This is a genomic window from Streptomyces sp. NPDC093544, from assembly GCF_040683495.1.
Lineage (GTDB): Bacteria > Actinomycetota > Actinomycetes > Streptomycetales > Streptomycetaceae > Streptomyces.
The window spans coordinates 169,237-195,713 of the sequence record NZ_JBFBEA010000018.1 but is presented as its reverse complement, the minus strand read 5'-3'; the positions used below and the strand labels follow the sequence as shown (position 1 = coordinate 195,713).

24 protein-coding genes are annotated in these 26,477 nt (G+C 71.2%); 11 read left to right on the top strand and 13 right to left on the bottom strand.

Going from position 1 to position 26,477, the window contains the following annotated elements; all coding sequences use genetic code 11:
• Positions 1–79: 79 nt before the first annotated feature.
• The 5 genes from AB0N66_RS27255 to AB0N66_RS27235 form a co-directional block, all read right to left on the bottom strand.
• Positions 80–1,159, bottom strand: a complete 1,080-nt coding sequence (locus tag AB0N66_RS27255; RefSeq protein ID WP_365439799.1) for a phosphotransferase — start codon at positions 1,157–1,159, stop codon at positions 80–82.
• Positions 1,156–2,007, bottom strand: coding sequence for an ABC transporter ATP-binding protein (locus tag AB0N66_RS27250; RefSeq protein WP_365439797.1), 852 nt, complete (start codon positions 2,005–2,007; stop codon positions 1,156–1,158). The genes AB0N66_RS27255 and AB0N66_RS27250 overlap by 4 nt, the downstream gene beginning before the upstream one ends.
• A complete protein-coding gene (locus tag AB0N66_RS27245; RefSeq protein ID WP_365439795.1) occupies positions 2,004–2,777 on the bottom strand; it encodes an ABC transporter permease in 774 nt (257 codons plus the stop codon). Before AB0N66_RS27245 ends, AB0N66_RS27250 begins: the two co-directional genes overlap by 4 nt.
• Positions 2,774–3,811, bottom strand: coding sequence for an ABC transporter substrate-binding protein (locus AB0N66_RS27240; RefSeq protein WP_365439793.1), 1,038 nt, complete (start codon positions 3,809–3,811; stop codon positions 2,774–2,776). The genes AB0N66_RS27245 and AB0N66_RS27240 overlap by 4 nt, the downstream gene beginning before the upstream one ends.
• Before the next feature lie 153 nt (positions 3,812–3,964).
• On the bottom strand, positions 3,965–4,897 hold the full coding sequence (locus AB0N66_RS27235) for an ABC transporter substrate-binding protein (RefSeq protein WP_365439792.1): 933 nt from the start codon (positions 4,895–4,897) through the stop codon (positions 3,965–3,967).
• Positions 4,898–5,324: 427 nt separating this feature from the next.
• Between AB0N66_RS27235 and AB0N66_RS27230 the strand changes: the two genes are divergently transcribed.
• The 3 genes from AB0N66_RS27230 (at position 5,325) to AB0N66_RS27220 (ending at position 8,360) form a co-directional block, all read left to right on the top strand.
• A complete protein-coding gene (locus AB0N66_RS27230; protein WP_365439790.1) occupies positions 5,325–6,383 on the top strand; it encodes a rhodanese-like domain-containing protein in 1,059 nt (352 codons plus the stop codon).
• Between the two features lie 112 nt (positions 6,384–6,495).
• Positions 6,496–7,521 (top strand): ATP-binding cassette domain-containing protein, encoded by a 1,026-nt coding sequence (locus AB0N66_RS27225; protein WP_365439788.1) that lies wholly within the window; start codon positions 6,496–6,498, stop codon positions 7,519–7,521.
• Positions 7,518–8,360 (top strand): ABC transporter permease, encoded by an 843-nt coding sequence (locus AB0N66_RS27220; protein WP_365439786.1) that lies wholly within the window; start codon positions 7,518–7,520, stop codon positions 8,358–8,360. Before AB0N66_RS27225 ends, AB0N66_RS27220 begins: the two co-directional genes overlap by 4 nt.
• A gap of 57 nt (positions 8,361–8,417) precedes the next feature.
• On the opposite strand, the gene AB0N66_RS27215 is transcribed toward AB0N66_RS27220, so the two are convergent.
• Positions 8,418–11,678 carry a BTAD domain-containing putative transcriptional regulator gene (locus AB0N66_RS27215; protein ID WP_365439845.1) on the bottom strand — a complete coding sequence of 1,087 codons (3,261 nt, stop codon included), beginning with the start codon at positions 11,676–11,678 and terminating at the stop codon, positions 8,418–8,420.
• Between the two features lie 221 nt (positions 11,679–11,899).
• Between AB0N66_RS27215 and AB0N66_RS27210 the strand changes: the two genes are divergently transcribed.
• Entirely contained in the window at positions 11,900–12,700 is an 801-nt protein-coding gene (locus AB0N66_RS27210; protein ID WP_365439784.1) for a site-2 protease family protein, read from the top strand.
• Here the strand turns inward: AB0N66_RS27210 and AB0N66_RS27205 are convergent.
• Genes AB0N66_RS27205 through AB0N66_RS27195 form a run of 3 tightly spaced genes read right to left on the bottom strand, consistent with a single transcriptional unit; the run spans position 12,690 to position 14,874 of the window.
• A complete protein-coding gene (locus tag AB0N66_RS27205; protein WP_365439782.1) occupies positions 12,690–12,905 on the bottom strand; it encodes a hypothetical protein in 216 nt (71 codons plus the stop codon). The genes AB0N66_RS27210 and AB0N66_RS27205 overlap by 11 nt on opposite strands.
• Before the next feature lie 54 nt (positions 12,906–12,959).
• Positions 12,960–13,676, bottom strand: coding sequence for an NADPH-dependent F420 reductase (gene npdG, locus AB0N66_RS27200; RefSeq protein ID WP_365439780.1), 717 nt, complete (start codon positions 13,674–13,676; stop codon positions 12,960–12,962).
• A 37-nt stretch (positions 13,677–13,713) separates the two neighbouring features.
• Positions 13,714–14,874 (bottom strand): sialidase family protein, encoded by a 1,161-nt coding sequence (locus tag AB0N66_RS27195; RefSeq protein ID WP_365439778.1) that lies wholly within the window; start codon positions 14,872–14,874, stop codon positions 13,714–13,716.
• A 100-nt stretch (positions 14,875–14,974) separates the two neighbouring features.
• On the opposite strand from AB0N66_RS27195, the gene AB0N66_RS27190 reads away from it, so the two are divergent.
• The gene (locus AB0N66_RS27190; RefSeq protein WP_365439776.1) at positions 14,975–15,577 is read left to right on the top strand and encodes a hypothetical protein; all 603 of its coding nucleotides are present in this window, start codon (positions 14,975–14,977) and stop codon (positions 15,575–15,577) included.
• Positions 15,578–15,791: 214 nt separating this feature from the next.
• Entirely contained in the window at positions 15,792–17,111 is a 1,320-nt protein-coding gene (locus AB0N66_RS27185; RefSeq protein WP_365439774.1) for an MFS transporter, read from the top strand.
• Between the two features lie 191 nt (positions 17,112–17,302).
• Here AB0N66_RS27185 and AB0N66_RS27180 read toward each other — a convergent pair whose 3' ends face one another.
• Complete coding sequence (locus AB0N66_RS27180; protein ID WP_365439772.1) at positions 17,303–17,539, bottom strand: hypothetical protein; 237 nt, start codon at positions 17,537–17,539, stop codon at positions 17,303–17,305.
• Positions 17,540–17,597: 58 nt separating this feature from the next.
• Between AB0N66_RS27180 and map the strand changes: the two genes are divergently transcribed.
• Together map and AB0N66_RS27170 are read left to right on the top strand one after the other, a co-directional pair.
• Positions 17,598–18,455, top strand: a complete 858-nt coding sequence (gene map / locus AB0N66_RS27175) for a type I methionyl aminopeptidase (protein ID WP_365439770.1) — start codon at positions 17,598–17,600, stop codon at positions 18,453–18,455.
• Positions 18,456–18,668: 213 nt separating this feature from the next.
• A complete protein-coding gene (locus AB0N66_RS27170; RefSeq protein ID WP_365439768.1) occupies positions 18,669–19,328 on the top strand; it encodes a biliverdin-producing heme oxygenase in 660 nt (219 codons plus the stop codon).
• A gap of 117 nt (positions 19,329–19,445) precedes the next feature.
• On the opposite strand, the gene AB0N66_RS27165 is transcribed toward AB0N66_RS27170, so the two are convergent.
• From AB0N66_RS27165 to AB0N66_RS27155, 3 genes are all read right to left on the bottom strand, one after another.
• Positions 19,446–20,093, bottom strand: a complete 648-nt coding sequence (locus AB0N66_RS27165) for a PhzF family phenazine biosynthesis protein (protein WP_365439766.1) — start codon at positions 20,091–20,093, stop codon at positions 19,446–19,448.
• Positions 20,094–20,204: 111 nt separating this feature from the next.
• On the bottom strand, positions 20,205–21,722 hold the full coding sequence (locus tag AB0N66_RS27160; protein WP_365439764.1) for an HtaA domain-containing protein: 1,518 nt from the start codon (positions 21,720–21,722) through the stop codon (positions 20,205–20,207).
• A gap of 55 nt (positions 21,723–21,777) precedes the next feature.
• Positions 21,778–23,211, bottom strand: a complete 1,434-nt coding sequence (locus tag AB0N66_RS27155) for an HtaA domain-containing protein (protein ID WP_365439762.1) — start codon at positions 23,209–23,211, stop codon at positions 21,778–21,780.
• Between the two features lie 148 nt (positions 23,212–23,359).
• Here AB0N66_RS27155 and AB0N66_RS27150 point away from each other — a divergent pair, with 148 nt between their 5' ends.
• The 3 genes from AB0N66_RS27150 to AB0N66_RS27140 are packed head-to-tail and all read left to right on the top strand — an operon-like array spanning position 23,360 to position 26,405.
• Complete coding sequence (locus AB0N66_RS27150) at positions 23,360–24,385, top strand: ABC transporter substrate-binding protein (protein ID WP_365439760.1); 1,026 nt, start codon at positions 23,360–23,362, stop codon at positions 24,383–24,385.
• Positions 24,382–25,587, top strand: a complete 1,206-nt coding sequence (locus AB0N66_RS27145) for an iron ABC transporter permease (RefSeq protein ID WP_365439758.1) — start codon at positions 24,382–24,384, stop codon at positions 25,585–25,587. Before AB0N66_RS27150 ends, AB0N66_RS27145 begins: the two co-directional genes overlap by 4 nt.
• Positions 25,584–26,405 (top strand): heme ABC transporter ATP-binding protein, encoded by an 822-nt coding sequence (locus AB0N66_RS27140; RefSeq protein WP_365439756.1) that lies wholly within the window; start codon positions 25,584–25,586, stop codon positions 26,403–26,405. Before AB0N66_RS27145 ends, AB0N66_RS27140 begins: the two co-directional genes overlap by 4 nt.
• The last annotated feature ends 72 nt before the right edge of the window (positions 26,406–26,477 follow it).

The following is a 26,477-nucleotide window of genomic DNA, read 5'->3' as shown; positions in this document are numbered from 1 at the left end:
CCCGTCGACGGGTCGTCGCCCATATTGCGCCTACACCGGCGCCGCTCCCGCGGACCAAATTGCTCGCCGCGGGGGTTCCTCAATCGATGGTTGCGGTGCGCACCTGTTTCAACAGACGCGCCCCGTCCTCCCCGGCGAACCACCGCGTATGCCCCACGAAGTACTCGTACGCCAGTGCCGTGTTCTGCGCGGACCGGGTGACGCCGTGGAAGTAGCCCATCTCGGAGAGCGCGAACTCGGCGTGTACGAGCGGCAGCAGTTCGGGCAGGGCGGCCGACTCGACGGCGCTGAGCGGGCGTACCGAGGTGTAGCCGTCGAGGAGTGCGTCCACGTCCTCGAAGCGGATCGGGCGGGCCGGGTCCAGCCACTGCACGGTGTTGCGCTCGATGGCGGTGGCCAGGTCGTGGACGGCGGTCGTGCGATCGCTGAGGCCGAAGTCGAGGACGGTGGACACCTCGCCGGACGCCGTGTCCCACAGCAGGTTCGAGGCGTGCCAGTCGTTGTGGGTCCACAGCGGGGTGAGGCGGCTCAGGTACGGCAACAGGCGCTCGTAGAACGGGAGATGGACCTCGCGCAGGTCCTTGCGCCAGGGCCGGCGCGCCAACGCCGCGGCGACTGCGGGGCGTCCGGCGGCGTACGCCTCCAGGGCCGCCTCCGGGTCGACCGCCGCGAACACGCTGAAGGAGGAGACCAGGTGCCGTGGGCGTCGGCGCGGGGCGTCGAACCCCTCGGCAGCCAGGTGCAGTTGGGCGAGCGCGGTGCCGGCGGCACGGGCATGGCGCACGGAGACGAAGGGCGACCAGGACAGCGCGTCGCGGTACAGGTCCGTCCCGGTGCCGGCCGAGTGGACCTCGTACACCCACTCCCCCCGTGCCTGGGCACCCAGCACCTCGACGACCGGTGCGCCGCGTCCGCGCAGGTACCGCAGGAAGGCGTGTTCCTCGGCCAGACCTTCGAGGGTGCGTACGACGCTGTGGTGGCGTTTCACGAAGAGGCGCCGACCGTCCTGCTCGACGAGGGCGGCGGCGGACAGTGGGCGCGGGCTGCGCCACAGCACCCGCGCGGGGCCGACGACGGCCTCGACCTCGGCGTCGGTGAGGGGCGGCCAGTCGGGGGCGACGGGGTCGGTGCCCATGCCGTGGGCCAGCAGCCTGTTCATCGGGTGACCACCTCGTCCGCCTTCTCCGCCACGTCGGTCCTGCCAGGTTCTTTCGCCCTGCCGCTCAGCGCGTCGAACAGGCGTCGCTCGGTCGCCGCGAACTCCGGTTCGGTCAGGGCCTCCAGGCCGCGCGGGCCCGAGCGCGGTACCTCGACACGCTCCACGACAGTAGCCGGGCGGGGTGAGAGCACGTGCACGGTGTCGGCGAGCAGGACGGCCTCGCGGATGTCGTGGGTGACCAGGACGATGGTCCAGCGGTAGCGCTGCCACATGTCGGCGAGCCACAGCTGCATCTCGGTGCGGGTGAGCGAGTCGAGCGCGCCGAACGGCTCGTCGAGCAGCAGCACGGGCCGCTCCAGGACGACCGTGCGCAGGAGGGCCGCGCGCTGCCGCATGCCGCCGCTGAGCTGGAAGGGGTAGGAGGACTGGAAGCCGTCGAGCCCGAAGGCCTCGAAGAGCTCGCCCGCCCGGCGCCGCGCCTCCTTCTTCCGTACGCCCTGGGCCTCAAGGCCGAGCGCGGTGTTGTCGAGCACCGTGCGCCAGGGGAACAGCAGGTCCTTCTGTGGCATGTAGGCGACCTTGCCGGAGGCCACGGACGCGGGGGCGCCGTCGACGAGGATCTCGCCCGAAGTGGGCGTGTCCAGGCCGGAGATCAGGTTGAACAGGGTGCTCTTGCCGCTGCCGCTCGGGCCGATGACGGCCGCGAACTCACCGGGTCTCACGGTGAGTTCGACGTCACGCAGCACTTCGAGCGACCCGAACGCCTTTCCCGCGCCCCGTACTTGGAGACCGCCCCGTACTTGGAGGCCTCCCCGCGCTTCGGGGCCTCCCCGCGCCTGGAGACTCATGTCCGGCCCTCCTTCAGCAGCGCCCGCTCCCACGGCAGGACGAGCCGTTGCAGCAGAAAGGTCGCCCCGAACAAGGCGATGCTCAGCAGGGCGGTGACCATGACCGCCGCGAACACGAGGTCCGTGCGGAACGCGCTCTTCTGCGCCTGCATGTAGATGCCGAGGCCCTTCTCGGCGCCCGCGTACTCGGCGAAGACGGCGCCCACGACGGCGTACGTGATGCTGACGCGCAGCCCGGTGAAGAAGTGGGGCAGCGCGCTCGGGACGCGCACGAGCCGGAAGGCGCGCCAGCGGCCCGTGCCGAGCGAGCGCAGCAGTCGCATCGCGTCGCGGTCGGTGGACGCGAAGCCCGCCGCCAGGTTGGCGGCGAGCGGGAAGAACGTCGTCAAAGTGACCACCAGCATCTTCGGCAGCAGCCCGAAGCCGAACCAGATGATCAGCAGGGGCGCCACGGCGACGATCGGGATGGTCTGCGAGGCCACCAGAAGCGGGTACAGGCCCCGGCGGGCCGCCGCCGAGAAGTCCAGGATCACGGCGACCAGCCAGGCGGCGGCGAAGGAGAGCGCGAAGCCGAGCAGGGTCTCCTGGAGGGTGGGCAGGGTCTGGTCCCACAGGTCGGTGCGGTTGGCCCAGCCCTGGTTGAGGACCCGGCCGGGGCTGGGCAGCACCGTCGGGTCGACGCCAGCGGCGGTGACGTACGTCTGCCAGCCGCCGATGACGACGGCGAGGACGAGGAGCGGTGGCCAGACGGCACGCAGTGCCGCCTTCACTGGGTGGCCGCCGGGAGGTAGTCGTTGGTGAAGAACTCCGACGCGTCGGGGGCCTTGGTGAGCTTCTTGCCGTTCTCGTCGGTCAGCAGCCCGGACTTGAAGTCGAAGTCGGCGAAGTCCTGCCAGCGCTCGACGCTCTGGGCGCCGATCGTGCCGTCCTCGGCCCGGTAGTACTCCTTGGCGAGCAACTGCTCGCTCTCCTTGACCAGTTCGGTGTTGGTCAGCGTGCTCTTGTTGGCCGCGACCAGCAGGTCGGCCGCCTGGTCGGGGTTGTCGGCGGCGTACTCGTAGCCCTTGTTGACCGCGGAGACGAACTTCTTGGCGACCTCCGGGTTGTCCTTGAGGTACTGGCTGGAGGAGGCGATGAGGGTCGAGTAGATGGCCGGGACGCCGTAGTCGGCGAGCGCGAAGTCCTTGAGCGGCTTGCCCGTCTCCTTGGCCTCCAGCCCCTCCCAGGTCGGCATCGGCATCGCGAAGTCCGCCTTGCCCGCGTAAAGGGCCGCGTACGCCGAGGTGTTGAGCGTGATCTGCTTGAAGTCGCCCTTGCCGCCGTCCGCCTGGATGACCTTCTGGAGCAGGGCCTTCTCGTAGGGGGCGCCGAACCCCGCGTACGTCTTGCCGTCCAGGTCCTTGGGGGACTTGATGTCGTCGCGGTCGGCGCGCACCGAGACCGTGACGTTCGTCTTCTGCGTGACGGCGTACACCGACTTGATGTCCTGGCCCGCGGCGCGCGCTGTGGTGATGCCCTCCTGGTAGGAGATGCCGAAGTCCGCCTTGTGGTTGGCGATCAGCGTCTCGGGCGCGGTCGTGCCGTACGGCACGATCTTCAGGTCGATCCCGGCGTCCTTGAACCAGCCCTTCTGCTGGGCGACGTAGATACCGGTGTGGTTGGTGTTGGGGGTCCAGTCCAGGGCGAGGGTGACCGTGGTCGTGCCGTCCTTCGCGGCGGCGGACGTGGAGTCCTCCGAGGCGCAGCCGGTCAGGGCGAGAGCGGCGGCGGTGGACAGGGCGAGCAGGGCGGTACGGCGTCTCATGGGGATCCTCGGAGGGGGCGCGGCGGTGGTGGTCGGACGTGGGGTGTTCCTCACGTCAGGGACGTGGGGGTGTTCCTCACGGCCGACACAGCGCGCTGCTGACGCGCATCAGGTCCACGGCCATACGCTTCGTCAGTTCCCTTGCCTGGCAGGTCACTTGGTGCCTACCGGGGCGGCTTCGAGCAGGTCGTTCGTGTACGACGACGCCCAGTCGCGGGCGTGCGCTATGGCGCCGTGCCGGGCGAGCCAGTCGGCGTACGGGCCCATGCGGGTCTCGTCGATCACGCCCCAGCGGCCGTCGGCGCCGGTCCAGGTCGGGGCGACCAGGGCGAGGGAACGGGCGATCAAGGGACGGGAGAAGTAGGGGATCACGCGCTCCAGCAGGGAGCGGGTGTAGTCCTGTTCGGCGGCGGCCGCCGCGTAGCCGCGGGCGGTGGCGGACAGGAAGGCGCGCACCAGGTCGGGACGGGTGCCGGCGAAGGTCTCGTTCGTGCCGAGGAGGTAGCTGTGGTAGCGGGGGGCGCCTATCTCGTCGACCGGCCAGGTGACCCGCCGGTCCTCGGGAAGGTCGCCGCGCAACGCGTCCCAGGACCAGTAGTTGCCGAAGGTGGCGTCGGCCTCGCCGGACGCGATGTCGTCGACGGTGAGTTCGCGGTAGCCGGCGTCGACGGTGATCACCGCGTCCGGGTCGCCGCCGTCGGCCGCGACGAGGTGGCGGACCATGGCGCGGCCGCGGGGGGTCGGGTTGTAGGCGAGGCGTCGCCCGGCGAGGTCGCGGGGGCGGGTGATCCCGGTCGAGCGGGCGGTCTGGATCGCTTCCAGGGCGCGGTGGTTGACGGCGGCCACGGCGAGCAGCGGCTGGGCGTGTGCGGCGCGGCGGGCGAGGAGGCGGTTCGGCGGGAAGATGCCGAAGTCCACCTCACCGCGGGTGAGGTACTCCAAGGTGTCGCCGCGTCCCGGATCCTGGACGGCGAGTTCCACGTCGAGGCCCGCCTCGCGGTACCAGCCGCGGTCCCGGGCCACGTACAGACCGGCGGAATTCGGCCAGGGGTGGAAGTAGTCGAGCATGACTCGGACGTGCGACATGGGGGAACTCCACGTACGGCACTCAGGCGTGCGGGCCTGGTGAGCGAGAAAGAGGGAGGGGAGGAGAAGGGGGACCGGTCCAGGTCAACAACAGGAGCGGGCCGCCACGGCGGGCGCCGGGGGACAGAGGTGCTCGACTGCTGAAGACATGCGGTACTCCTACGCGGGCACTGAGGCGGAGCCTCTGAGTGTCAAGTGGTGCGGTCGGCGTTCCCATGGGGATCGTGGCCGGCCATTGCCGACTCGGATCCCAGACGCCCTCTCAGCCCAACCGGGTAGGGGCTCCCGCGTAGATGTCCGAAACCATAACCCCCGGCTGCCGTCCTTGCGCAAGCACGATCCACAATGTGGGACTAATCTGCCCAGCAAGCGAGATATCGCAGCTCAGGGACTCACTCCGCACATACCTCCGCGTTAGCATCCGGCCATGACCGACGCCCCGCCCCCCGCACCCTCGCTGCCCGGCCCCCTGCTTCCCGGGCCGCTGGTCGACGACGCCTGGCTCGCGGCCCGCCTCGACGACCCCCGGCTGGTCGTCCTCGACGCCACCGCGCTGCTTCCCTCACCCGGCCACGACGGCGACCACCGCTCCGGCAGCGGCCACGCCCAGTGGGCCGGGCGGCACATTCCGGGCTCCCGGCACGCGGATCTCACGGGCGAGTTGTCCGACCACTCGGCGCCGTACCACTTCGCGGTTCCCGCGCCTCAGGCGCTGGCCGCCGCGCTCCAGCGGCTCGGCGTACGGGACGGCAGCGAGGTAGTCGCCTACGACAGCGGCGGCGGCATCTGGGCGGCCCGGCTGTGGTGGATGCTGCGGGCGATCTCCGTACCGGCGGCGGTACTCGACGGGGGCCTGGGGGCCTGGGACGCGGCCGGGCGGCCGGTCGTCGCCGGGCAGGAGGAGCACGGACCTGCGGAGCCCGGACCGACGGAGCACAGACAGGAGGGGCCCGGACCGACGGAGCTCGGACAGGAGGGGCCCGGACCGACGGAGCCCGGACAGGAGGGGCCGGGACCGACGGAGCCCGGACAGTCGAACGGCACCCTCACCCCCGGACCCACGAACCGCACACTCACCCCCGTCCCCCTCCCCCACGCCTGGGCGTCCCTCCCCGACGTGGACGCCGTTGTACGCGGTGAGCGGCCCGGGACGCTCGTATGCGCCCTTCCGGAGTCCGGGTTCAAGGGCAGTGCGCCCACCCGGTACTCGCGGCGCGGGCACATCCCCGGCAGCCTGAACCTGCCCGGCCGGGGTCTGCTCGACGAGGCCGGGCGGTTCCTGCCGCGCGCCGAACTCGCCGCGCGCGTCGGGGCGGTGCTCGACGACACCGCCTCCCCCGTCGTCCTGTACTGCGGCGGCGGGATCTCCGCGGCCGGCGCCGCCCTGGCGCTGACACTGCTGGGCCGCACGGACGTCACGCTGTACGACGGCTCCCTGGAGGAGTGGTCGGCGGATCCGGCGCGACCCCTCGTACAACAGGGCTGACCTGCGATGACATCAGGACCGACAGGAGAAGACACCCACCTGTCGGTGGCCTGTAGGCGGCTGTGGGCAGGCTGTCGGTGGTTTGTCGGTGGCGGCTGGCACCTTGATGGTCATGACGCGAATCGACAACAAGCCCCGAAACGGCCAGAGCGCCGTCACCGTACGGGGGCTGGTCAAGCACTACGGCGAGACCAAAGCGCTGGACGGCGTGGACCTGGACGTGCGCGAGGGCACCGTGATGGGTGTGCTCGGGCCGAACGGCGCCGGCAAGACCACCCTCGTCCGTATCCTGTCCACCCTCCTGGCCCCGACCGCCGGCCAAGCCACCGTCGCCGGCTACGACGTCGTACAGCAGCCGCGGCAGCTGCGCCGGGTGATCGGTCTCACCGGGCAGTACGCCTCCGTCGACGAGAAGCTCCCGGGCTGGGAGAACCTCTACATGATCGGCCGGCTCCTCGATCTGTCCCGCAAGGACGCCCGGGCCCGCGCCGACGAACTGCTGGAGCGCTTCTCGCTCACCGATGCGGCCAAGCGGCCTGCGAGCACGTACTCCGGCGGTATGCGACGAAGGCTGGACCTGGCGGCCTCCATGATCGGGCAGCCGACCGTCCTCTTCCTCGACGAACCGACCACCGGGCTCGACCCGCGCACCCGCAACGAGGTGTGGCACGAGGTGAAGCGCATGGTCGGGGAGGGTGTGACCGTGCTGCTCACCACCCAGTACATGGAGGAGGCCGAGCAACTCGCCTCCGAGCTGACCGTCGTCGACCGCGGCAAGGTGATCGCGAACGGCCGGATCGAGGAGCTCAAGTCCCGTGTCGGCGGCCGTACCCTGCGCATCCGCCCGGCCGACCCGCTGCAACTGCGTCCGCTCGCCGCCGATCTGGACGGCCTCGGCATCACCGGGCTCGCCAGCACGACCGTGGACATCGAGCGCGGCGCCGTACTGGTTCCGATCCTCAGCGACGAGCAGCTCACCGCCGTGACCGGAGCGGTCATCGCGCGGGGTATCACCATCTCCTCCATCAGCACCGAACTGCCCAGCCTGGACGAGGTGTTCCTGTCCCTCACCGGCCACCGCGCGAGTGCCCCGCAGGACACTGCGCCCACCGACGCACGCGAGGAAGTCTCCGTATGACCGCCGCCACTCTCACCCCCGATTCCAAGGCCGATTCCAAAGCCGACTTCACGGCCGACGCCCGCATCCCGCTACGCGCGCATCTGCGCCACACCGGTGCTCTCGTCCGCCGCAACCTCCTGTGGATCCGCCAGGACCCGGAGTCGATGTTCGACGCGATCCTGTTCCCGGTCATCTTCACCCTGCTGTTCGTGTACGTCTTCGGCGGCTCCATCGGGCAGTCGCTGGGCGGCGGGCAGGAGGCGTACGTGCAGTACGTCGTGCCCGGCCTGATGGCCATGATGGGCATGAACATGGCCCAGGGGGTCGGCACCGGCTTCAACCAGGACTTCAACACCGGGGTCATGGACCGTTTCCGGTCCCTGCCGATCGGACGCGGCTCCGTGCTGTTCGCCAAGATCGCGGTGGAACTGATGCGGATGCTGTTCGCGACCACGGTCCTCATGGTGGTCGGCGTCCTCGTGGGCTTCGACATCACCAACTGGCCCGGTCTGTTCGCCGCCGTGGCCCTGTCCACGGTGTTCGGCTCGGCGCTGATGTGGGTGTTCCTCACGCTCGGCGTGATCATGAAGAGCGCGCAGTCCGTGCAGGCCATGGGCTTCCTGGTGCTGATGCCGCTGCAGTTCGGATCGTCGATCTTCGCGCCGACCCAGTCGATGCCGGGCTGGCTGCAGAAGTTCACCGACTACAACCCGCTGTCCGCCCTGGCGGACACCGCCCGAGGGCTGATGGTCGGCGGCCCGGTCACGCACGACCTGTGGGTGACCCTCGGCTGGTCGGCGGCCCTCACCGCGGTGATGGCACCGATCGCGATCCACAAGTTCCGCACCAAGAGCTGACGTTCGGCTCAGCGACCGACTTCCGCGGTCCGCGTCAAGCGACTTCCCCGGTCCGCGTCAGATGAGGGCGGCGGCCTCCTCCATGGAGAGCCCGCCGCCTTCGGCGTACGCGGCCCGGTACGCCGCGTCGTCGAGTACGGCCCGCAGACCCGCCTCCGCCCGGGCTCGCATCTCTTCCTCCACGGGGGCCGCGAAGTGACCTGGCGGCAGGAAGTGGTCGGCGGCGCCCAGGAGCCGGGCCGCGTCGCGGGCGCGGTCGGCACCGTACAGACCGGTGACGGCGATGACGGCGGTGGTCAGATGTGTGGAGATCACGTTCGGCGTGATCATCCGCGACAGCGGGTCCAGGGACCGCTCCACGGCCCGCCGGGCCTTGTCCCGAGCGTCCGCGTACTGTCCGTCGAGCGCGTCCAGCCAGGCGTCCACCCCCATCACGAACCCGTCGAAGATCACGAATGTGCTGGCCCCGAACTCCTCGCGGAGCAGTCGCAACTGCTCGCGTCCCTCGGCGATCCGGCCGGTGCGGCCGAGCCACGTGGTGAGGAAGAGCCGGCCCGCGGGCATGGCCTCGTTGACAGCGCCGTGGTCCTGCGCGAGCACCTCACGCAGCATCCGCTCGCCCCGCTCGGGCTCGCCCAGCTCCATGTACATGGTGCCGAGGCGGACGCTCAGCACGGCCGCCTGGGCGCGGGCACCGAGCCGCTCGGCGTACGCCGTCGCCTCCGCGTAGTCCGCGGCGGCGAGACGGTACTCGCCCTTGCGCTCATGGGCCTCACCGCGCGCCGAGAGCGCCTCGGCGGCACCCCAGGCGTCGCCGACACGGCCGAAGATCTCCAGCGACTCCTCGGCGTCGCGGGTCGCGTCGCCCGCCCAGTCGGCGCGGTTGGCGAGGATGTTGGCGCGCATCTGGAGGGCGACAGCGAGTTCCCATTCGAGGCCGAGCTCGCGGCACGTGGCGACGGTCACGTCGATGACGGAGCGCATCCGGTCCATGTCGCCGGTGAGCAGGACGGCGTAGAACCAGAGGCTGCCGGGGCTGCGGCAGGTCTGCGGGAGGCCTGGCCGGTAGGTCTCGGCGACAACCCGCAGCCTCGCCTGGGCCTCCGGGGTCTGCCAGGCCTCCAAGTCCATGTCCATACCGGCGAGATGGACCAGATTCACACCGCGCCGCGCCTCTTCCAGGACCTCCGCACTCAGCGGCGGCGGGGTGGCCGTGACGCTCTCGTACAGCGGGGCGGCCGGGCGCGCGGGCGGTGCGAACGGGTCGGGGCCGAGGGCCATGACCTCGGAGGACCAGGTGCGGGCCTCGATGCGCTGATCGCGCATCTGCCAGTACCAGTTCAGCGACAGGACGAGGCAGACGGCCTCCTGCTCGTCGCGTTCGGTGACGGCGTGCCGCAGCGCGGTGCGCAGGTTCTCGTACTCACGTTCAAGGAGCGCGATCGCCGCGGCCTGACCGTGGCCGCGCAGTTCGGGGTCGGTGGTACGGGCGAGTTCGCGGTAGTACGTGAGGTGGGCGCGCTCGGCGGTGGCCCGGTCGCCGGACTCGTCGAGGCGCTCGCCAGCGTACTCGGCGACGGTCTCCAGGAGCCGGTAGCGCATCCCGCCGTCCGCCGAAGGGGCGGCCACGACAAGGGACTTGTCGACAAGGGAACCCAGCGACTCCAGTGCGGCGGGTCCGCAGACGGCCTCGGCGGCGGCGAGGGAGCAGCCGCCGGCGAACACGGACAGCCGCCGCAGCACGTCGCGTTCGTCCTCGTCGAGCAGGTCCCAGGACCAGTCGACGACCGCGCGCAGGGTCTGCTGCCTCGGCAGGACCGTACGGGCCCCCGAGGTCAGCAGGCGGAACCGGTCGTCGAGACGGTCGGCGATCTGCCGCGCGGTGAGCAACCGCAGCCGGGCGGCGGCGAGTTCGATGGCGAGCGGCAGGCCGTCGAGGCGCAGGCAGATCTCGGCGGCCGCCTCCGGATCGTCCTCGATCCGGAATCCCGGCCGGGCCGCCGCCCCACGGTCGGCGAGCAGCCGCAGCGCCACGGGCTCGGGCAGCGGCTCCACCGGGCGCAGCAACTCCCCCGGTACGCCGAGGGGTTCGCGACTGGTGGCGAGCACCGTCAGTCCGGGGCAGCGCTCAAGGAGCTCCTCGACGAGGTGTGCGGCGGCGTCCACGACATGCTCGCAGTTGTCGAGGATCAGCAGCATGCGGCGCTTGGCACAGTGCTCGGCGAGCCGGTTGAGGGGGTCGTCGTTCCGGTCGGAGACCGCCCGCATCTCTTCGGCGCCGGCACCGCGCAGCACGGTCTCGCGCGCGCCGACGGCGGTGAGCACGGCCTCGGGCACGGCCTTCGGGTCATCCACCGGGGCGAGTTCGGCCAGCCACACCCCGTCCCGTGCCGCGTACTCCACGGCCTCCGCCGCCTCCTGCGACAGCCGTGTCTTCCCCGCCCCGCCGGGCCCGAGCAGGGTCACGAGCCGTGCCGCCGCGAGATCGCCACGGATGGTGTCGATGTCGGCCTCGCGTCCGACGAAGGAGGTGAGACGGGCGCGGAGGTTGCCGGGACGGGCGGGTCGCGGCGCGGGGGTGCTCGGCTGCGCCGGGGTCAGCAACTGGGTGTGCAGGGCGCGTAGTTCGGGTCCCGGGTCGGAGCCGAGGCGGTCGGCCAGGAGCTGTCGTACGGACTCGTACGCGGCCAGGGCCTCCGCCGGGCGGCCCGCGTCGCGCAGGGCGCGCAGCCGCAGGGCCTGGAGGGGCTCGTCCAGGGGGTGGCTGTCGCAGAGGGCGGTGAGTTCGGGCAGGGACTGTTCGGCGTCGCCGAGGGCGAGGGCCGCGGTGAAGCGGGCGCGGCGCACATCGAGGCGGCGGGTCTCCCAGCGGGCCGCCTCGGAGGTGCGGTCGGGGAGGTCGGCGAGGGCCGGGCCGTGCCACAGCGCGAGGGCGTCGTCGAGGACGACCGCCGCCTTCGCGGGGTCGCCGTCGGCCAGCGCCCGGGTTCCGTCGCCGGCCAGCCGCTCGAAACGGTGCAGGTCGATGTCGTCCCGGCCCACGGTCAGCCGGTAGCCGCCGTCCACCGAGTCCACCGCGTCCGCGCCGAGCGCCCTGCGCAGCCGCCCGACCAGCGCTTGGAGCGCGGCCGACGCGTCCGCGGGCGAGTCGCCGTCCCACACCTCCTCGACCAGGACGGACACCGGCACGGTCCGTCCCGGTCGCAGCGCGAGCACGGTCAGCAGAGCACGCAGCCGCGCCCCGCCGACCGGGACGGGCGTGCCGTCGGGGCGGAGTGCCTGGGTGGTGCCGAGAATGCGGTAGCGCACGGGGTCCATTGTCACTGGTGACGCCCCGGCCCCGCTTCCGGGTTTCGGACCCGTGTGAACCGGGAGAAGTGGAGGAGGAGGTCTGCGGTCGTCACGGCAGGCATCTCCTCAGTCGAATCAGTTGCAGCGTAGCGGCTGTCAGGAACCTCTGGCCGTCCGCAGGACGTTCTTCCCAGACCACCGGTACGGTCGACCGCACACCCCCCAGCCCACCCCAGGAGCCCCACCCCATGACCACCACAGCCTCCCGGCGCAGTGACCGGAGGATCAGCCCCGTCTTCATCGGGATCGTGGCCGTGACGGCGGTGACCGGCTGGGCGACCTGGACCGGGTTCGCCGAGCAACCCGGCCTGGCCGTGTTCCTGTTCGTGACGGCGGCGTGGATCGTCTCGCTCTGTCTGCACGAGTACGCCCACGCGCGCACCGCCCTGCACAGCGGGGACATCTCGATCGGCGCGAAGGGCTATCTGACGCTCAACCCGCTCAAGTACACGCACGCGCTGCTGAGCGTCGTACTGCCGGTGATCTTCGTGATCATGGGCGGGATCGGTCTGCCGGGCGGTGCGGTCTTCATCGACCGGAGCCGGATCCAGGGCCGCTGGAAGCACAGTCTGATCTCGGCGGCGGGCCCGCTGACGAACGTCCTCTTCGCGATCGTCTGCACGGCGCCGTTCTGGCTGGGCGCCCTGGACGGGGTGCCGGATCCCTTCCGCTACGCGCTGGCGTTCCTCGCGATGCTCCAGATCACGGCCGCGATCCTGAACTTCCTGCCGGTGCCGGGCCTCGACGGCTACGGCGTCATCGAGCCCTGGCTGTCGTACGGCGTCCGCCGCCAGGTGGAGCCGTTCGCGCCGTTCGGCCTGCTCGCCGTGTTCGCGGTGCTGTGGATCCCGTCGGTGAACACCGAGTTCTTCGACGCGATCTACTGGATCCTGGGCGGCCTGGGGATCGACGACGTCGAGCGCTACTGCGGTCAGAACCTGTACCGCTTCTGGGACGGCGTCAACGAATACTGCACCGTCAACCAGTGACGGACCCCGACCCCGCACGCGTCTTCCCGCGCCGCGCGTAGTACCACGTCATGTTCGACGACAGTCCGGCCAGCAGCACCCACACGATCCCGAGCCAGCTGCCCTGGACGAAGGAGACCACCGCCGCGGCGACGGCCAGGACGCAGACCGCGAATGCGTAGAAGGCGAGTCGCCGGGCCGGGGCGGGTGGGGGCAAGAGGGACATGAGATCGGCTCCTGTCGGGGGGACACTGCTGGCCACCAGTGTCCCCCACGCCGCTTATACGTCCGTCACCCGCAGGCCCGCGTGGGCCTTGTACCGCCGGTTCACCGAGATCAGGTTGGCGACCAGGGACTCGACCTGGTGGGCGTTGCGCAGCCGCCCGGAGAAGACGCCGCGCATGCCGGGGATGCGTCCGGCTAGCGCCTGCACGATCTCGACGTCCGCGCGCTCCTCGCCGAGGACCATCACGTCGGTGTCGATCTCCGCGATCTCCGGGTCCTGGAGGAGGACTGCCGACAGGTGGTGGAAGGCCGCGGTGACCCGCGAGTCCGGGAGCAGGGCGGCGGCCTGTTCGGCGGCGCTGCCCTCCTCCGGCTTCAGTGCGTACGCGCCCTTCTTGTCGAAGCCGAGGGGGTTGACGCAGTCGACGACGAGCTTGCCGGCCAGTTCCTCGCGCAGGGACTCCAGGGTCTTGCCGTGTCCGTCCCACGGCACCGCGACGATCACGATGTCGCTGCGCCGCGCGCACTCGGCGTTGTCGGCGCCCTCGACGCCGTACCCGAGTTCCGCGGCGGCGCTCTGCGCGCGGTCCGCGGCACGCGAGCCGATGATCACCTTCTGGCCGGCCTGGGCGAGCCGGTAGGCCAGGCCCTTGCCCTGGGGGCCGGTGCCGCCGAGTACGCCGACGACGAGCCCGGACACGTCGGGGAGGTCCCAGGGGTCCTTGGCGGGGGCCTTCTGGGCGGCGTTCGGTGCGTTGTCAGTAGAGGTCATGGGCCGACTTTACGTGCGTGGATCCCGGGTGTGCGGGTCAGGTGAGAGCCCGCACGGGGATGCGCCGGAAGGTGATCGTCTCGTACGCGCCGAAGTCGCCTGTCTCGTAGAGGAGTCCGACGGTCGCGGCGTCGACGCGGACGAGATCGGAGTACGCGGCGGGCAGTCCGTCGACCGTGTGCGCGGGGCGCCAGGTGACGCCGTCGTCGGTGGAGGCGCGGACGGTCATCAGGGCGCGGTAGCCGGGGGCGGCGGGGCTGGAGCAGAGGAGCAGGTCGGGGTCGCGGAGCTGGAGCAGGCTGGCCTGGACGACGGGTGCGGTGAGGCCTGCCTGCGGGCGGAAGGGTTTGGCCAGGGTTTCGCCGCCGTCGTGGGAGTAGGCGTCGGCGCGGGTGCCGGGGGCGGTGGAGTCGTTGCGGGTGTTGAAGTAGACGCGTCCGTCGGGGAGTTCGGCGGCGGTGGTCTCGTTCACGTTGATGTAGCCGTTGGTGTTGTCGTCGACGTATCCGATGGTCCAGGTCCGGCCGCCGTCGTCGCTCAGCAGGCAGTGGCCGCCGTTGTACCTGCCCTCGGTGCCGTTGTCCGTGCCCTTCGGCGGTAGGGAGTGGTTGGCGGGGACGACGACCCGGCCGGAGGCCAGCTGGAGGGCGTGGCCCGGCGTGGTGGCGTACCACCGCCAGGTCTCCCTCTTCGTCCGCGCGGTGATGTCCACGGGGCTGGACCAGGTGAGGCCCTCGTCGTCGCTGTGCTGGATCCAGACGCGGCGGCCGTCGGCGGCCGACACCTCGCCGCGGCGGATGGCGTCCTCGGTGGCGAGGGCCGCGTTGCGGACGTGGACGAGCAGGACACGGCCGGTGTCGAGGACGACGGGGGCCGGGTTGCCTGCGAGGTGCTCGCCGTTCTCGGCGGCGACCTGGAGCGGGCCCCAGGTGCGGCCGCCGTCCGTGGACCGCTTCAGCACGATGGCGATGTTCCCGAAGTCCTCCCGGGAGCCGACCCGGCCCTCGCAGAAGGCGAGCAAAGTCCCGCCGGGGGTGGCGACAACGGCCGGAATACGGAAGCTTGCGTAGCCTTCCTGGCCTGCCTTGAAGGGGACGGACGTCTCGATGTTCTCGATGTTATCGATGTTCTCGGTGATCCCGGTGATCCCTGTGCTCCCTGTGGTCCCGCTGCCCTCGATGTCCTCGGTGCTTGTCATGCGTCTCTTCTTACCGCTTGATTCGGCCCGTTGCCCAACTTGGGGTAATTCGGGGTGAACTCCGTGTCACGAGTGGCCGGTTGCGGCAGGATGCGTGTCCATGGATGCCGTACGGGTCGCGTTGCTGCGCGAAGTGCTTGCCGGGACCGAGTGGTTGGGGGCCACACGGCGGTTCGCGGGGGTGCTGCGGGGGTCCGTGGTGTCGTACGGGGGCGGGTTGCTGCTGGTGGGTACGGAGGAGTACGAGCCCTGGCATCTCGCCGCGCATCTGGTTGACGAGGCGGCGTGGTCGGGGACGCCGGAGCTGTCGCCGACGCTGGTGCGGCATGCGGCGCGGGGCTCGGATCCGGCCCACCTGGCGGTGGGGCTCGGGCGTATCGAGGCCGCGCGGCGCGGGGAGACGCTGCTCGTGGTGTCCCCGGACGCGCCCGGTGCGCCGCTCCTGGAGCGGGTTCATGACGCCCGCCGAGCCGGGGCGACGGTGCTGGCGCTCGACGCGGGGGACCGCGAACTGGGGGCGCTGGCGCACGAGGCGCTGGCCGTGCCGGACAGTTCCGATCTCGACCTGGACACCATGCAGCACCTCGTCAGCGCGGCGGCCGGTGAGAACGCGCTGCCCTCGCCGCGGGGGCGGCGGCGCTTCCGGGACCGGCTGTCCCGGCTCGCGGACCAGCTGACGGCTCCGCCGTCGGCTCGGTGGTGACCTTCCCCACCCGCCCATCCGACTCGGCCTCCCTTCCCGCCTGCGGCGAACACCCTCGCACCACCTTTCGCGCCCGCCCACCCGACTCGCCCCTCCGCCTCGCCTGCGGCGGGCCGGCTCGGACCCGCTGCCGCCTGGGGTGAGCAGCCGTCGGTGGCCCCCGTAGCCGAAATGCAGTTGCCTCATGCCGGAGCCTCGCCCAGCATGGCCCGTCGTGACCGACGACGACCCCGCACACTCCGCCCCCTCACCCGGGCTCCGTTCGCTGTTGCCCGACCTCGCACCCTGGCGGGCCTCCGCCGAGTTCCGTCGGGTGTGGACAGCCGGGTTGATCACGAGCTTCGGGAGCTTCCTGACCTTCGTCGCGCTGCCGGTGCAGATGAAGGAACTGACCGGGTCCGCGGCGGCGGTGGGCGCGATCGGGGCCGTGGAACTGGTGCCGATGGTGGTGTTCGGGCTGTACGGCGGGGCGCTCGCCGATGCCCTGGACAAGCGGAAGTTGATCGTCTACACCGAAGCCGGGCAGGGGGTGCTGTGCGCGGGACTACTGGTGAACGCGCTGCTGCCGGACCCGATGGTGTGGCCCCTGTACGTGATCGCCGCGCTCTCCTCGGCACTCGGCGCGGTCCAGCGCCCCGCGCTGGACTCGCTCCTCCCGCGGATCGTGGCGCACGAGCACCTGCCGGCCGCGGCCTCCCTCAACTCCCTGCGCTGGACGGTCGGCGGTGTCGCGGGTCCGGCGCTCGCCGGTGTCGTCGTGGCATACGCCGGGCTCGGCTGGGCGTACGCCGTGGACCTCGCGACCTTCGTGATGTCGGTGGTACTGATCGTCGGGCTCGCCGCCTCGCCCGCCGCGCACGAGGCCGCCAAGCCGTCGCTGCGGTCCATCGCGGAGGGCGCGCGGTACGCGTGGAGCCGCAAGGAGCTCCTCGGCACGTACGCCATCGATCTCGCCGCGATGTTCTTCGCGATGCCGCTCGCCCTGCTGCCCTTCCTCGCCGACGAGCTCGACGCCGAGTGGTCGCTGGGGCTGATGTACGCGGCACTGCCGGCCGGGGCGCTGCTCGTGACCCTCACCAGTGGGTGGGCCTCGCGGGTCCACCGGCACGGGCGGATGGTGATCGTCTCGGCGGCCGGCTGGGGATTCGCCATGGTCGCCGCGGGTGCGGTGGGCAACGTATGGCTGGTGTTGCTCTTCCTTGCCCTCGGCGGCGCCTTCGACATGGTCAGCGGGATCTTCCGGGCCGCCATGTGGAACCAGACGATCCCGGACGAGTTGCGGGGCCGGCTCGCCGGGATCGAGCTGCTGTCCTACTCCGCCGGGCCCCAGCTGGGGCAGGTCCGTGCGGGCGGAATGGCCGCGTGGACGAGTGTCCGGACCTCGATCTGGGCGGGCGGGCTGCTCTGCGTGGGCGCGGTGGGGCTGCTGGCGCTGTGCCTCCCGAAGCTGATGACATACGACGTACGGACGAATCCGCACGCGCGGCGGATGCGGGAGGCGCGGCGGGCGGTCAGCGGGGTTTCCTCGGCTTGACGCCGGTGGGGGGAAGCCCGGCCTGTGGCCGGGCTCTTTTTCCCACCCGCACCACCCGCACCACCCGCACCCCCGTGACTGTCAGCTGACAGGTGCAGGCCCCCAGCGCGGGCTGAGCACCATCGGCGGCCGCGGGTCGCCGCCCCACCCCGCCCCACAGGCCGCCGGCGGGCCGCAGCCCGCCCGCGGGCTCAGTCCTCGTCAGGGCCGGGCGCCGCACCCTTCGCGTCGTGCCACTTCGGGTCCGTCTCCCATTCGAGGTTGCGTTCGCGGGCGATCTCCATCGCGCGCTGAGCCTCGGCCCGGGAGGCGTAGGGACCGAAGCGGTCCTTGCCCGGGCAGTCGGGGCCTTCCTCGACGGTCTTGTGTTCCAGGCAGTAGTACCACTCGCCGGGCTTGCCGACGGTGCGCTTCTTGAAGAGGGCCATGACCGGCTCCTTTCGCCACGGACATGGTCCCCCACGCCCGCTGGTTAGACTCGCTGGCATGTCTGGCCAGTCGCTGCTCGTACCAGGGGAGCTCTCTCCCACCCGTTCCGTCCCGGGAAACATCAGGCGCCCCGAGTACGTGGGCAAGCCCGCTCCCACGCCGTACACCGGCCCGGAGGTGCAGACGCCCGAGACGATCGAGGCGATGCGGATCGCCGGGCGGATCGCCGCGCGGGCGATGGCCGAGGCCGCGAAGCTCATCGCACCCGGTGTGACGACGGACGAGCTGGACCGGGTCGCGCACGCCTACATGTGCGACCACGGCGCCTACCCCTCGACCCTCGGCTACCGCGCCTTCCCCAAGTCGCTGTGCACCTCTCTCAACGAGGTCATCTGCCACGGCATCCCCGACTCCACGGTGCTGCGCGACGGCGACATCATCAACCTCGACGTGACGGCGTACATCGGCGGCGTCCACGGCGACAACAACGCCACCTATCTCGTCGGTGACGTCGACGAGGAGAGCAAACTGCTCGTCGAGCGGACCCGCGAGTCGCTGAACCGTGCCATCAAGGCGGTCAAGCCGGGCCGCCAGATCAACATCATCGGGCGCGTCATCGAGTCGTACGCGAAACGCTTCGGGTACGGGGTGGTCCGGGACTTCACGGGGCACGGGATCAACTCCTCCTTCCACTCCGGGCTGATCATTCCGCACTACGACAGCCCCCACGCGACGACCGTCATCCAGCCCGGGATGACCTTCACGATCGAGCCGATGCTCACGCTCGGCACACACGAGTACGACATGTGGGACGACGGCTGGACGGTCGTGACGAAGGACCGGAAGCGGACGGCGCAGTTCGAGCACACGCTGGTCGTCACCGACAGCGGCGCGGAGATCCTCACCCTGCCGTGACCCCGGACACCCTGCCGTAGCCCCCGATCCCCCCACGTACTTCCGAGCCTCACAGCCCGCCCTGTTCCCGGGGCGGGCTTTTTCATGTGGGTCTGATCGGGATCCAGGGTACGTTTTTACCGACAGCACGTCGGGAACCAGTTGACTTAGGTAAGGCTAACCATAGAAAATCCGACTTGCTGCTGTCTTTCCCTTCACCACCGGAGGTCCACCATGAACTCGTCGGGTACGGCGTTCTCGACGCTCATCCGCACCGCTTCGCACGAGCAGCACACGGAGGCGGAGACCTCGACGTTCATGAGCGACCTGCTCGGCGGCAGGCTCGGGGTCGACGCGTACGCGCGCTACACCGAGCAGCTGTGGTTCGTGTACGAGGCGCTGGAGACGCACGCCGGAAAGCTGGCGTCCGATCCGGTGGCCGGACCCTTCGTCCAGCCCGAACTGTCGCGCCGCGCCGCCCTGGAGGCCGACCTCGCCCACCTCCGTGGCCCCGACTGGCGCGCGGCCCTCACCGCCCTGCCCGCGACCCAGGCATACGCGTCCCGCATCGCCGAGTGCGCCCGCACCTGGCCCGGCGGCTACGTCGCCCACCACTACACCCGCTACCTCGGCGACCTCTCCGGCGGCCAGATCATCCGCGGCAAGGCCGAACAGACCTGGGGCTTCGCCCGCAAGGGCGACGGCGTCCGGTTCTACGTCTTCGAGGAGATCACCAACCCCGCCGCCTTCAAGCGCAACTACCGCGAGCTCCTGGACGCCATCCATGCCGACGACCTGGAGAAGCAGCGGATCGTGACGGAGTGCAAGCGGGCTTTCGCCCTGAACACCGACGTCTTCCACGCTCTCGGGGAGGAGTTCCCCCTGACCGCGTGACGTTCCAGCCCGTCCGGCGTTCGAGGACGAGCGCGTCCAGCGCGACAAGGGGGTCTGGGGGCGGAGCCCCCAGGTACGGGAAGGGTAGGGGCGGAGGGGGCGGAAACCCCTTCACCCTCACCCCCGTACCAACCGCACCCGACCCCCCACCTCAACCCATCCCCCCGGCTGCGGCGCCGTAAGTATCTGCGACCCGGCCCCCTGGACGATGTTGAGCGCCCGCCCCAGCCGAGCCGTCAGCTGGAGGGCCGCCGCCCCCGTGGCCTCGTCCTCCTCGATGCCGTCCCCGCGCCCGGGGAACCCACGGGCGCGGATCCGGCCCGCGGCCTCGTCCTCCCATGCCCAGGCGTAGATCCACTCCCCGGAGGGCGGCACAGGCAGCGCGTCCACCTCGTCAGAAGTGGCGAACTGGCGCAGCGTGCGCGGTTCCGGCCACTCCGGACGGGCCTCGATCCAGCTGAACTCACCGTCCAGCCGAACCCCCACCACCCCGGCAGGCGTGACCAGTTCGGGCACATCGAGCAGCCAGCCCGTCCCGACACAGGGATGCCCGGCGAACGGCAGCCGCAGCGTGGGCGTGTAGATGTCGATGACCCCGCGCTCGGGGTCGTCCACGAACACGGTCTCGCTGAAGCCGAGTTTCGCGGCGAACGCCTGCCGCTCCTCGATGTCCGGCATGTGGGAGCCCTCTCGGACGACCCCGAGTTCGTTGCCGTATCGCCCGCCTGGCCCGCAGAAGACCCGCAGCACGTCGTAGTCAGTCACTCCGGCATTCAAACACCACTCGCACAACGAGCCCGCCCCAGTCCACGGAACCGCCGAAGAGCGGCCAGGGCCGGGGCGGGCTGAAAGGTCAGTGGCGCCGGTGGACACGGGCTAGGACACCGTACGCCGCCTGCGCGTCGCGACCACCACACCGGCGCCCGCCGCGACGACCACCGCGGACGCGGCGCCGAGCGCGCCGACCGGTACGTCCGAGCCGGTCGAGGCGAGCGAACCGCTCGTGCCGCCGGTTGTGGAGCCAGTCGTGGAGCCGGTCGTGGAGCCGGTCGTGCCGGTGCCGCCCGTGGTGCCTGACGTGCCCGAGCCACCCGAGGTACCGGAGCCGCCTGTGGTCGACTCGCCGTCATCGTCCGGCAGTTGGGCGTCCTCGTCGACCGCGACGGCCAGGTCCACCGGGTCCAGCTCGGTACCCGCCGTGTAGAACCCGCCGAACGCCTTCGCGCCGGAGTCCGTCAGCGTGGCCGTGACGTCGTCGAGCTCGATCACGCCGTCCTGGACCGTCAGTTGGCCCGACGCGGCCTTGAGCTTCGCGAGGACGACGTCCGCGGACTTCTCGCCGAGGCTGTCGACGTCGGCGGTCAGTTCGCCCGCGCCGCCGTCGAGTTCGGTCTTGAGGTCGCTGAGGGTGAGGTCGAGGCCGTACTCGCCGTTCGTCTCGTGGCCCTTGAAGTTCACCGCGCCCGCGAAGGCGGCGGAGAGGGTGTCGGCGTCGGTGTCATAGGTGCCGGTGCCGTCGACGAAGGTGAAGACGCCGTTTCCGGTGCCCTGGGTGGCGCCGCCGGACGCGGCGATCTTGCCCTTGGCGACGCTTCCCACGACGTAAGAGCGGAAGGACTCCTTCACGCCCCAGCCGAGCGTGCCGTCGACGATCTCGCCCTTGGTGGCGGAGGTCTCGGAGGGCGAGGCGCTGGTCGTCCGCGTGGGCGAGGGCGTCGTGGTCTTCGTCGGGGTCGGGGTCGGGGTCGGCGTCGTGGTCTTCGTCGGGGTCGGGGTCGGGGTGGGCGTCGGCGTCGGCGTCGTCTTCTGCACCAGCGTCAACGGGTCCCCGGCCGCGTTCTCGTAGCTCGCGCTACCGAAGACGTCCGCCGCCTCCGCCGTCAGCTTCGTCGCCATGTCCTTCATGTCCCGGGTGACGGTCACCGTGGCGAGCGGCGCGTCCTCGGACTTCGTGGTGACCGGCGTCGCGCCCGGCGTCGTGCTCGTCTTCGTCACGTCGGCGGTGATCTCGGTGGTGGCGCTGTCGAACTTCACGTCGGACAGGGTGATGTCGAAGCCGTGCGCCTTGGAGACGATGTTCAGGCTGCCCTTGAAGCCGAGGTCGAGCGTGTGCCCCTCGGTGTCGTAGGTGCCGGTCCCGTCCACGAAGGTGAACGCGCCGTTGCTCGCGGCCTGCGTGGCGCCCTCCGCGGGCGTGAAGGTGCCGGCCGCGATCCCGGTCACGTAGGTGCGGAACGACTGCTTGATCCCCCACGTCAACTCGTAGCCGGTGAGAGGGGTTTCGGCCGCCGCGGCGGTGGTCGCGCCGGCGGTGGCGAGCGCGGTGGCGCCCAGTGCGGCGGCCGTGGCGACGGCTGCGGCGAGGGCGAGAGGGCGGCGTGCTCTGGCGGGCATGGCGGTGGTTCTCCTTGGTGGGTGGTCCGCCAAAGGGCGGACGGTGTAAGGGGGTTCAGTCCTCGTCGGGGACCGCGGTGGCCGTTCGGGTACGGCGCCTGCGGACGGCGAACGCGAGGGCCGCGCCCCCCAGCAGCAGGACGCCGGCTCCCAGGCCGAGGGGAAGGACCGGTGCGCCGTCGGAGGTGTTCGCGGCGGCCTCGGTCGTGTCGGTCTTGGCTTCGGTCGCCGTCTCAAGGGCCGAAGGGGATTCGCTCGCGGTGGTCGAGCTGCCCAGGTCGGGCAAGGCGGGCAGGGCCGCGTCGTCGGTGAGGGCGACGGCGAGCGAGAGGGGATCCATCGCCGTGCCCGCCTGGTACATCCCACCGAAGGCCTTGGCGCCCTGGGCGGTGAGCTTCGTCGGCACCTCGGTCAGCGCGACGAGGTCGCTCTTCGGGGCGAGATCCTTCGCCGTGAAGGTGGCGAGCGCGACCTTCTTGCCGGTGAAGTCCGCGCTCGTCACATCGGCGTACAGGGTGCCCCTGGCGTCCTCGACGGTCACTCGGAGGCCGCTCAGCAACAGGTCGAGGCCCTGTTCGCCGGTGAAGCGCACCGCGCCCTCGAACTCCGCCTCCAGCGAGCGTGCGTCCTTCTTGTACGTCCCCTTGCCGGCGGGGAAGCGGAAGAGCGCGCCGCCGTCCTGGGCGCCCGACGAGAGGGTCCACTTGCCCTGGGCGATGTCGCCGGTGACGTACTCGCGGAAGGTGCGGCGCACGCCCCAGTCGACGGCGCCGTTCGCGATGGCGCCCGAAGTCTCCTTCTTCTCGGCCGACTTCGTGGGCGTAGGCGTAGGGGTGCTCGACGCCTTCGGCTTGGCCGCCGCCTGTACGTCCACGGACAGGCTCACCGGATCCAGCGCGGTCCCGGCCGTGTAGTACCCGGCGAAGGACTGCGCGCCCTGCGAAGTCAGCGTGGCAGGAAGGTTGTTGAGCTGGACAGCATTGCCGCCGCCCAACATGTCGATCCCGCCCACGGAGAGGGAGGCGAAGGGCACCTGCGAGGACGTCGTGACCGCCCCGGTGCCCTTCACCTTGCTGATGATGTCGACGTAGAGGGTGCCGCTGCCGCCGGAGATACGGACGGTGGGGCGGCTGATCGTCAGGTCGAGCTGATACGTGCCGTCGTCCTCCTTGTGCCCGACGAAGTGGACGCCGCCAGAGAAGGAGGAGGAGAAGGAGCCGGTGCCGCCGTCGTACGTACCCGTCGCCGAGTGGAAGCGGAACTGACTTCCGCCGACCGTGGCCGCCCCGCCTGTGAGGGAGTAACTCCCCTTGGCGATGGGCCCGGTGACATAGCTCTGGAAGGAGGACTTGATTCCCCAGTCGAGCCGGCCGCCCTGCACGCTGCGGCCGGCGGCGTGCGCGGCGGTGGCGGGGAGCAGCGCCCCCAGCAGAGCTCCGAGCGCGGTCACACAGACCGCGGTGATCAGGGCCCTCAGGCGCACGGGCATGGGTGTCCTCCGGGTACGAAGTCAGGATCCGGCCACTTCTGGCGGGGAAGGTAAGGCTAACCTAAGCTATGCCCGCACGTGCCGGAAGAGGCCGGATGAAGGCCGAGAGCCGGATGAAGACCGAGAGGATGGATGGACGAGGATGAGGATGAGGGACGGGACAGCGCATCGTCGGCGCACACGATTGGGGGGCGCCCTGCTGTCCGCACTCGCCCTCTTGACGGCCGCGACCGGATGCGGAGGCTCCGCCGAGAGCGCGGAGTCGACCGACAAGACCTCTCCCTCCGCCACCGCCGACCGCGTCGAACCCCTCGCCGATCCCGCGAAGCCCCAACTCCCCGTCACCGTCAGCTCGTCCGACGGCAAGAAGGTGACGGTCCGGGCCGCCGACCGGATCGTCCCGCTCTCCGGCAGCCTCAGCGAGATCGTCTTCACGCTCGGGCTCGGTGACCGGGTCGTCGCCCGTGACATCACCGCCACCTTCGCGCAGGCGGAGAAGCTGCCGGTCGTCACCCGCAACCACGACGTCTCGGCGGAGAGCGTCCTCTCCCTCAAGCCGGACCTCGTCCTCGCCGAGACGACGACCGGACCCGACGAGGCCATGGAGCAGATCCGCGACGCGGGCATCCCCGTTCTGGTCGTCGGCCCGGCGCAGGGCCTCGACGACGTCGGCCCGCGCATCCGGGCGGTGGCCGACGCCCTCGGCGTACCGGCCGACGGCAAGCGGCTCACCCAGCGCTCGGAGGACCGGATCGCCGCCGTACGCAAGGCGATTCCGGCCCGCGAGGAGCATCCGCGCGTCGCCTTCCTCTACCTCCGCGGCTCCGCCTCCGTCTATCTCATCGGCGGCAAGGGCTCGGGAGCCACCTCGCTGCTCGAAGCGGCAGGAGCGGTGGACGCGGGCGCCGAGTCGGGCCTGGAGAAGGACTTCGCGACCATCACCACCGAGGCTCTGGCCCAGGCCGCGCCGGACGCGATCCTCGTGATGACCAAGGGACTTGAGTCGGTCGGCGGGATCGACGGCCTCGTCAAGATCCCCGGTGTCGCGCAGACCCCGGCCGGGATGGAACGCCGGGTCGTCTCGATCGAGGACGGGGTGCTCCTCAACTACGGGCCGCGCACGGACGAGGTCCTGAAGTCGATCGTCGAGCAGCTGTACGGGGACACCAAGTGACGGTGCGCGAAGAGGCGGTGCCCGAACGGGCGGCACCTGAAGAGTCGGCACCTGAAGACGCCGTGGCCGACGAGCCCGTACCCGGAAAGGCCGTACACAGAAGGGCTGTACGCGGAAAGGCCGTACCAGGAAAGGCCGTTGGAGCCCCCACGGACTCCCGCGCCCGCGCCACCCGTGGCACCACCTGGTTCCTCACCGCCGGACTCGTCGCCGCCCTCCTCGTACTGGTCCCCGTCGCCGCGGGGCTCGGCGCCTATCCGATCCCCACCGGTGACGTACTCGGTTCCGTGCAGCACCGGATCGGCCTGGGTGGCGCCGAGTTGGACCGGGTCGCGGAGTCCGTGCTGTGGAACGTCCGCTTCCCGCGGATCGTGCTCGCGCTGCTCGTCGGGGCCTCGCTGGGCTGTGCGGGCGCGCTGATGCAGGGCGTGTTCGGCAATCCGCTCGCCGAGCCGGGGGTCATCGGCGTCTCCTCGGGCGCGGCGGTGGGCGCGGTCGCCGCGATCTCGCTCGGTCTGAACTTCCTCGGTACGTGGACCATCCCGGCCTTCGCCTTCGTCTCGGGTCTTGGCACGGTGCTGCTCGTGTACGCGATGTCGCGCTCCGGCGGACGGACGGAGGTGGTGACGCTGATCCTCACCGGTATCGCGCTGAACGCCTTCGCGGGTGCGCTGATCGGGCTGTTCATCTTCTTCGCGGAGAGCACCGCGGCGGTCAACCAGATCACCTTCTGGCAGCTGGGCTCGCTCTCCCAGGCCACCTGGCCCAAGGTGCTCGCCGTACTGCCCTGCGCGGTCGCCGGTCTGGCCCTCGCGCCCTTGTACGCCCGGCGGTTGGACCTCCTGGCGCTCGGCGAGCGGCCCGCCCGGCATCTGGGCGTGGACGTGGAGCGGCTGCGGATCATCCTGGTGTTCGTCATCGCCCTGCTGACCGCGGCGGCCGTGAGTGTCTCCGGGATCATCAGCTTCGTCGGTCTCGTCGTGCCGCATCTGCTGCGGATGGCGGCGGGACCGGGGCACCGCTTCCTCGTTCCGGCCAGCGCGCTGTGCGGCGCGCTCGTGCTGCTCGGCGCCGACCTCGCGGCCCGTACCGTCGCCGTCCCCGCCGAACTCCCGCTGGGCGTCCTCACCGCCCTGCTCGGCAGCCCGTTCTTCCTCTGGCTGCTGCGCAGGACCCGTCGTAGGCAAGGAGGCTGGGCATGAGGTTTCCGCGTACGGGGCGCCCCACGCCCCCTCCCCCGGCCGCGCCCGGCGACGTACTCGCCGAGGCCGAAGGGCTCCATGTCCGGCTCGGCGCCCGCGAGGTGCTGTGCGGCGTGGACGTCAGTGCCCGGGCCGGCGAGGTCCTCGCTCTGGTCGGCCCCAACGGCGCTGGAAAGTCGACCCTGTTGGGCGCTCTGGCCGCCGATCTGCGGCCCTCCGCCGGAGTCGTACGCGTCCACGGCCGCCCAGCCGCACAGTGGTCCGCGCCCGAACTCGCCCTGCGCCGGGCCGTGCTCCCCCAGTCCGCCACGCTCTCCTTCCCGTTCACGGTCGACGAGGTCGTACGAATGGGCCGGGCACCCTGGGCCGGGCAGTCCGACGACGACGATGTGGCCGTGGCCGACGCCATGGCGGCGACGGAGGTCGCACCGTTCGCGGACCGTCCCTTCTCGGCGCTGAGCGGCGGTGAGCGGGCGCGGGTCGCGCTCGCCCGGGTGCTCGCCCAGCGCGCTCCCCTGCTGCTGCTCGACGAGCCGACGGCCGCTCTCGACCTGCGGCACCAGGAGTTGGTGCTCCGGGTCTGCCGGGAGAGGGCGCATGCGGGGGACGCCGTGGTCGTGGTGCTGCACGATCTGGGGCTCGCGGCGGCGTACGCGCACCGGGTGGTGGTGCTGTGTGCCGGGCGCGCGGTGGCCGACGGGCCGCCGGCCGGGATCTTCACCGACGAGTTGCTCTCGGACGTCTACAAGCAGCCGGTCGAGGTGTTTCCGCATCCGCGCACCGGCGAGGTCCTGGTCGCTCCACGCCGCCGATCTTGACCAGCTGTTTACCGTTCCATGGGATGCGGATTGAGCCGCCGTGATCAGGCCGCGCTCATACACCGTCCGTGA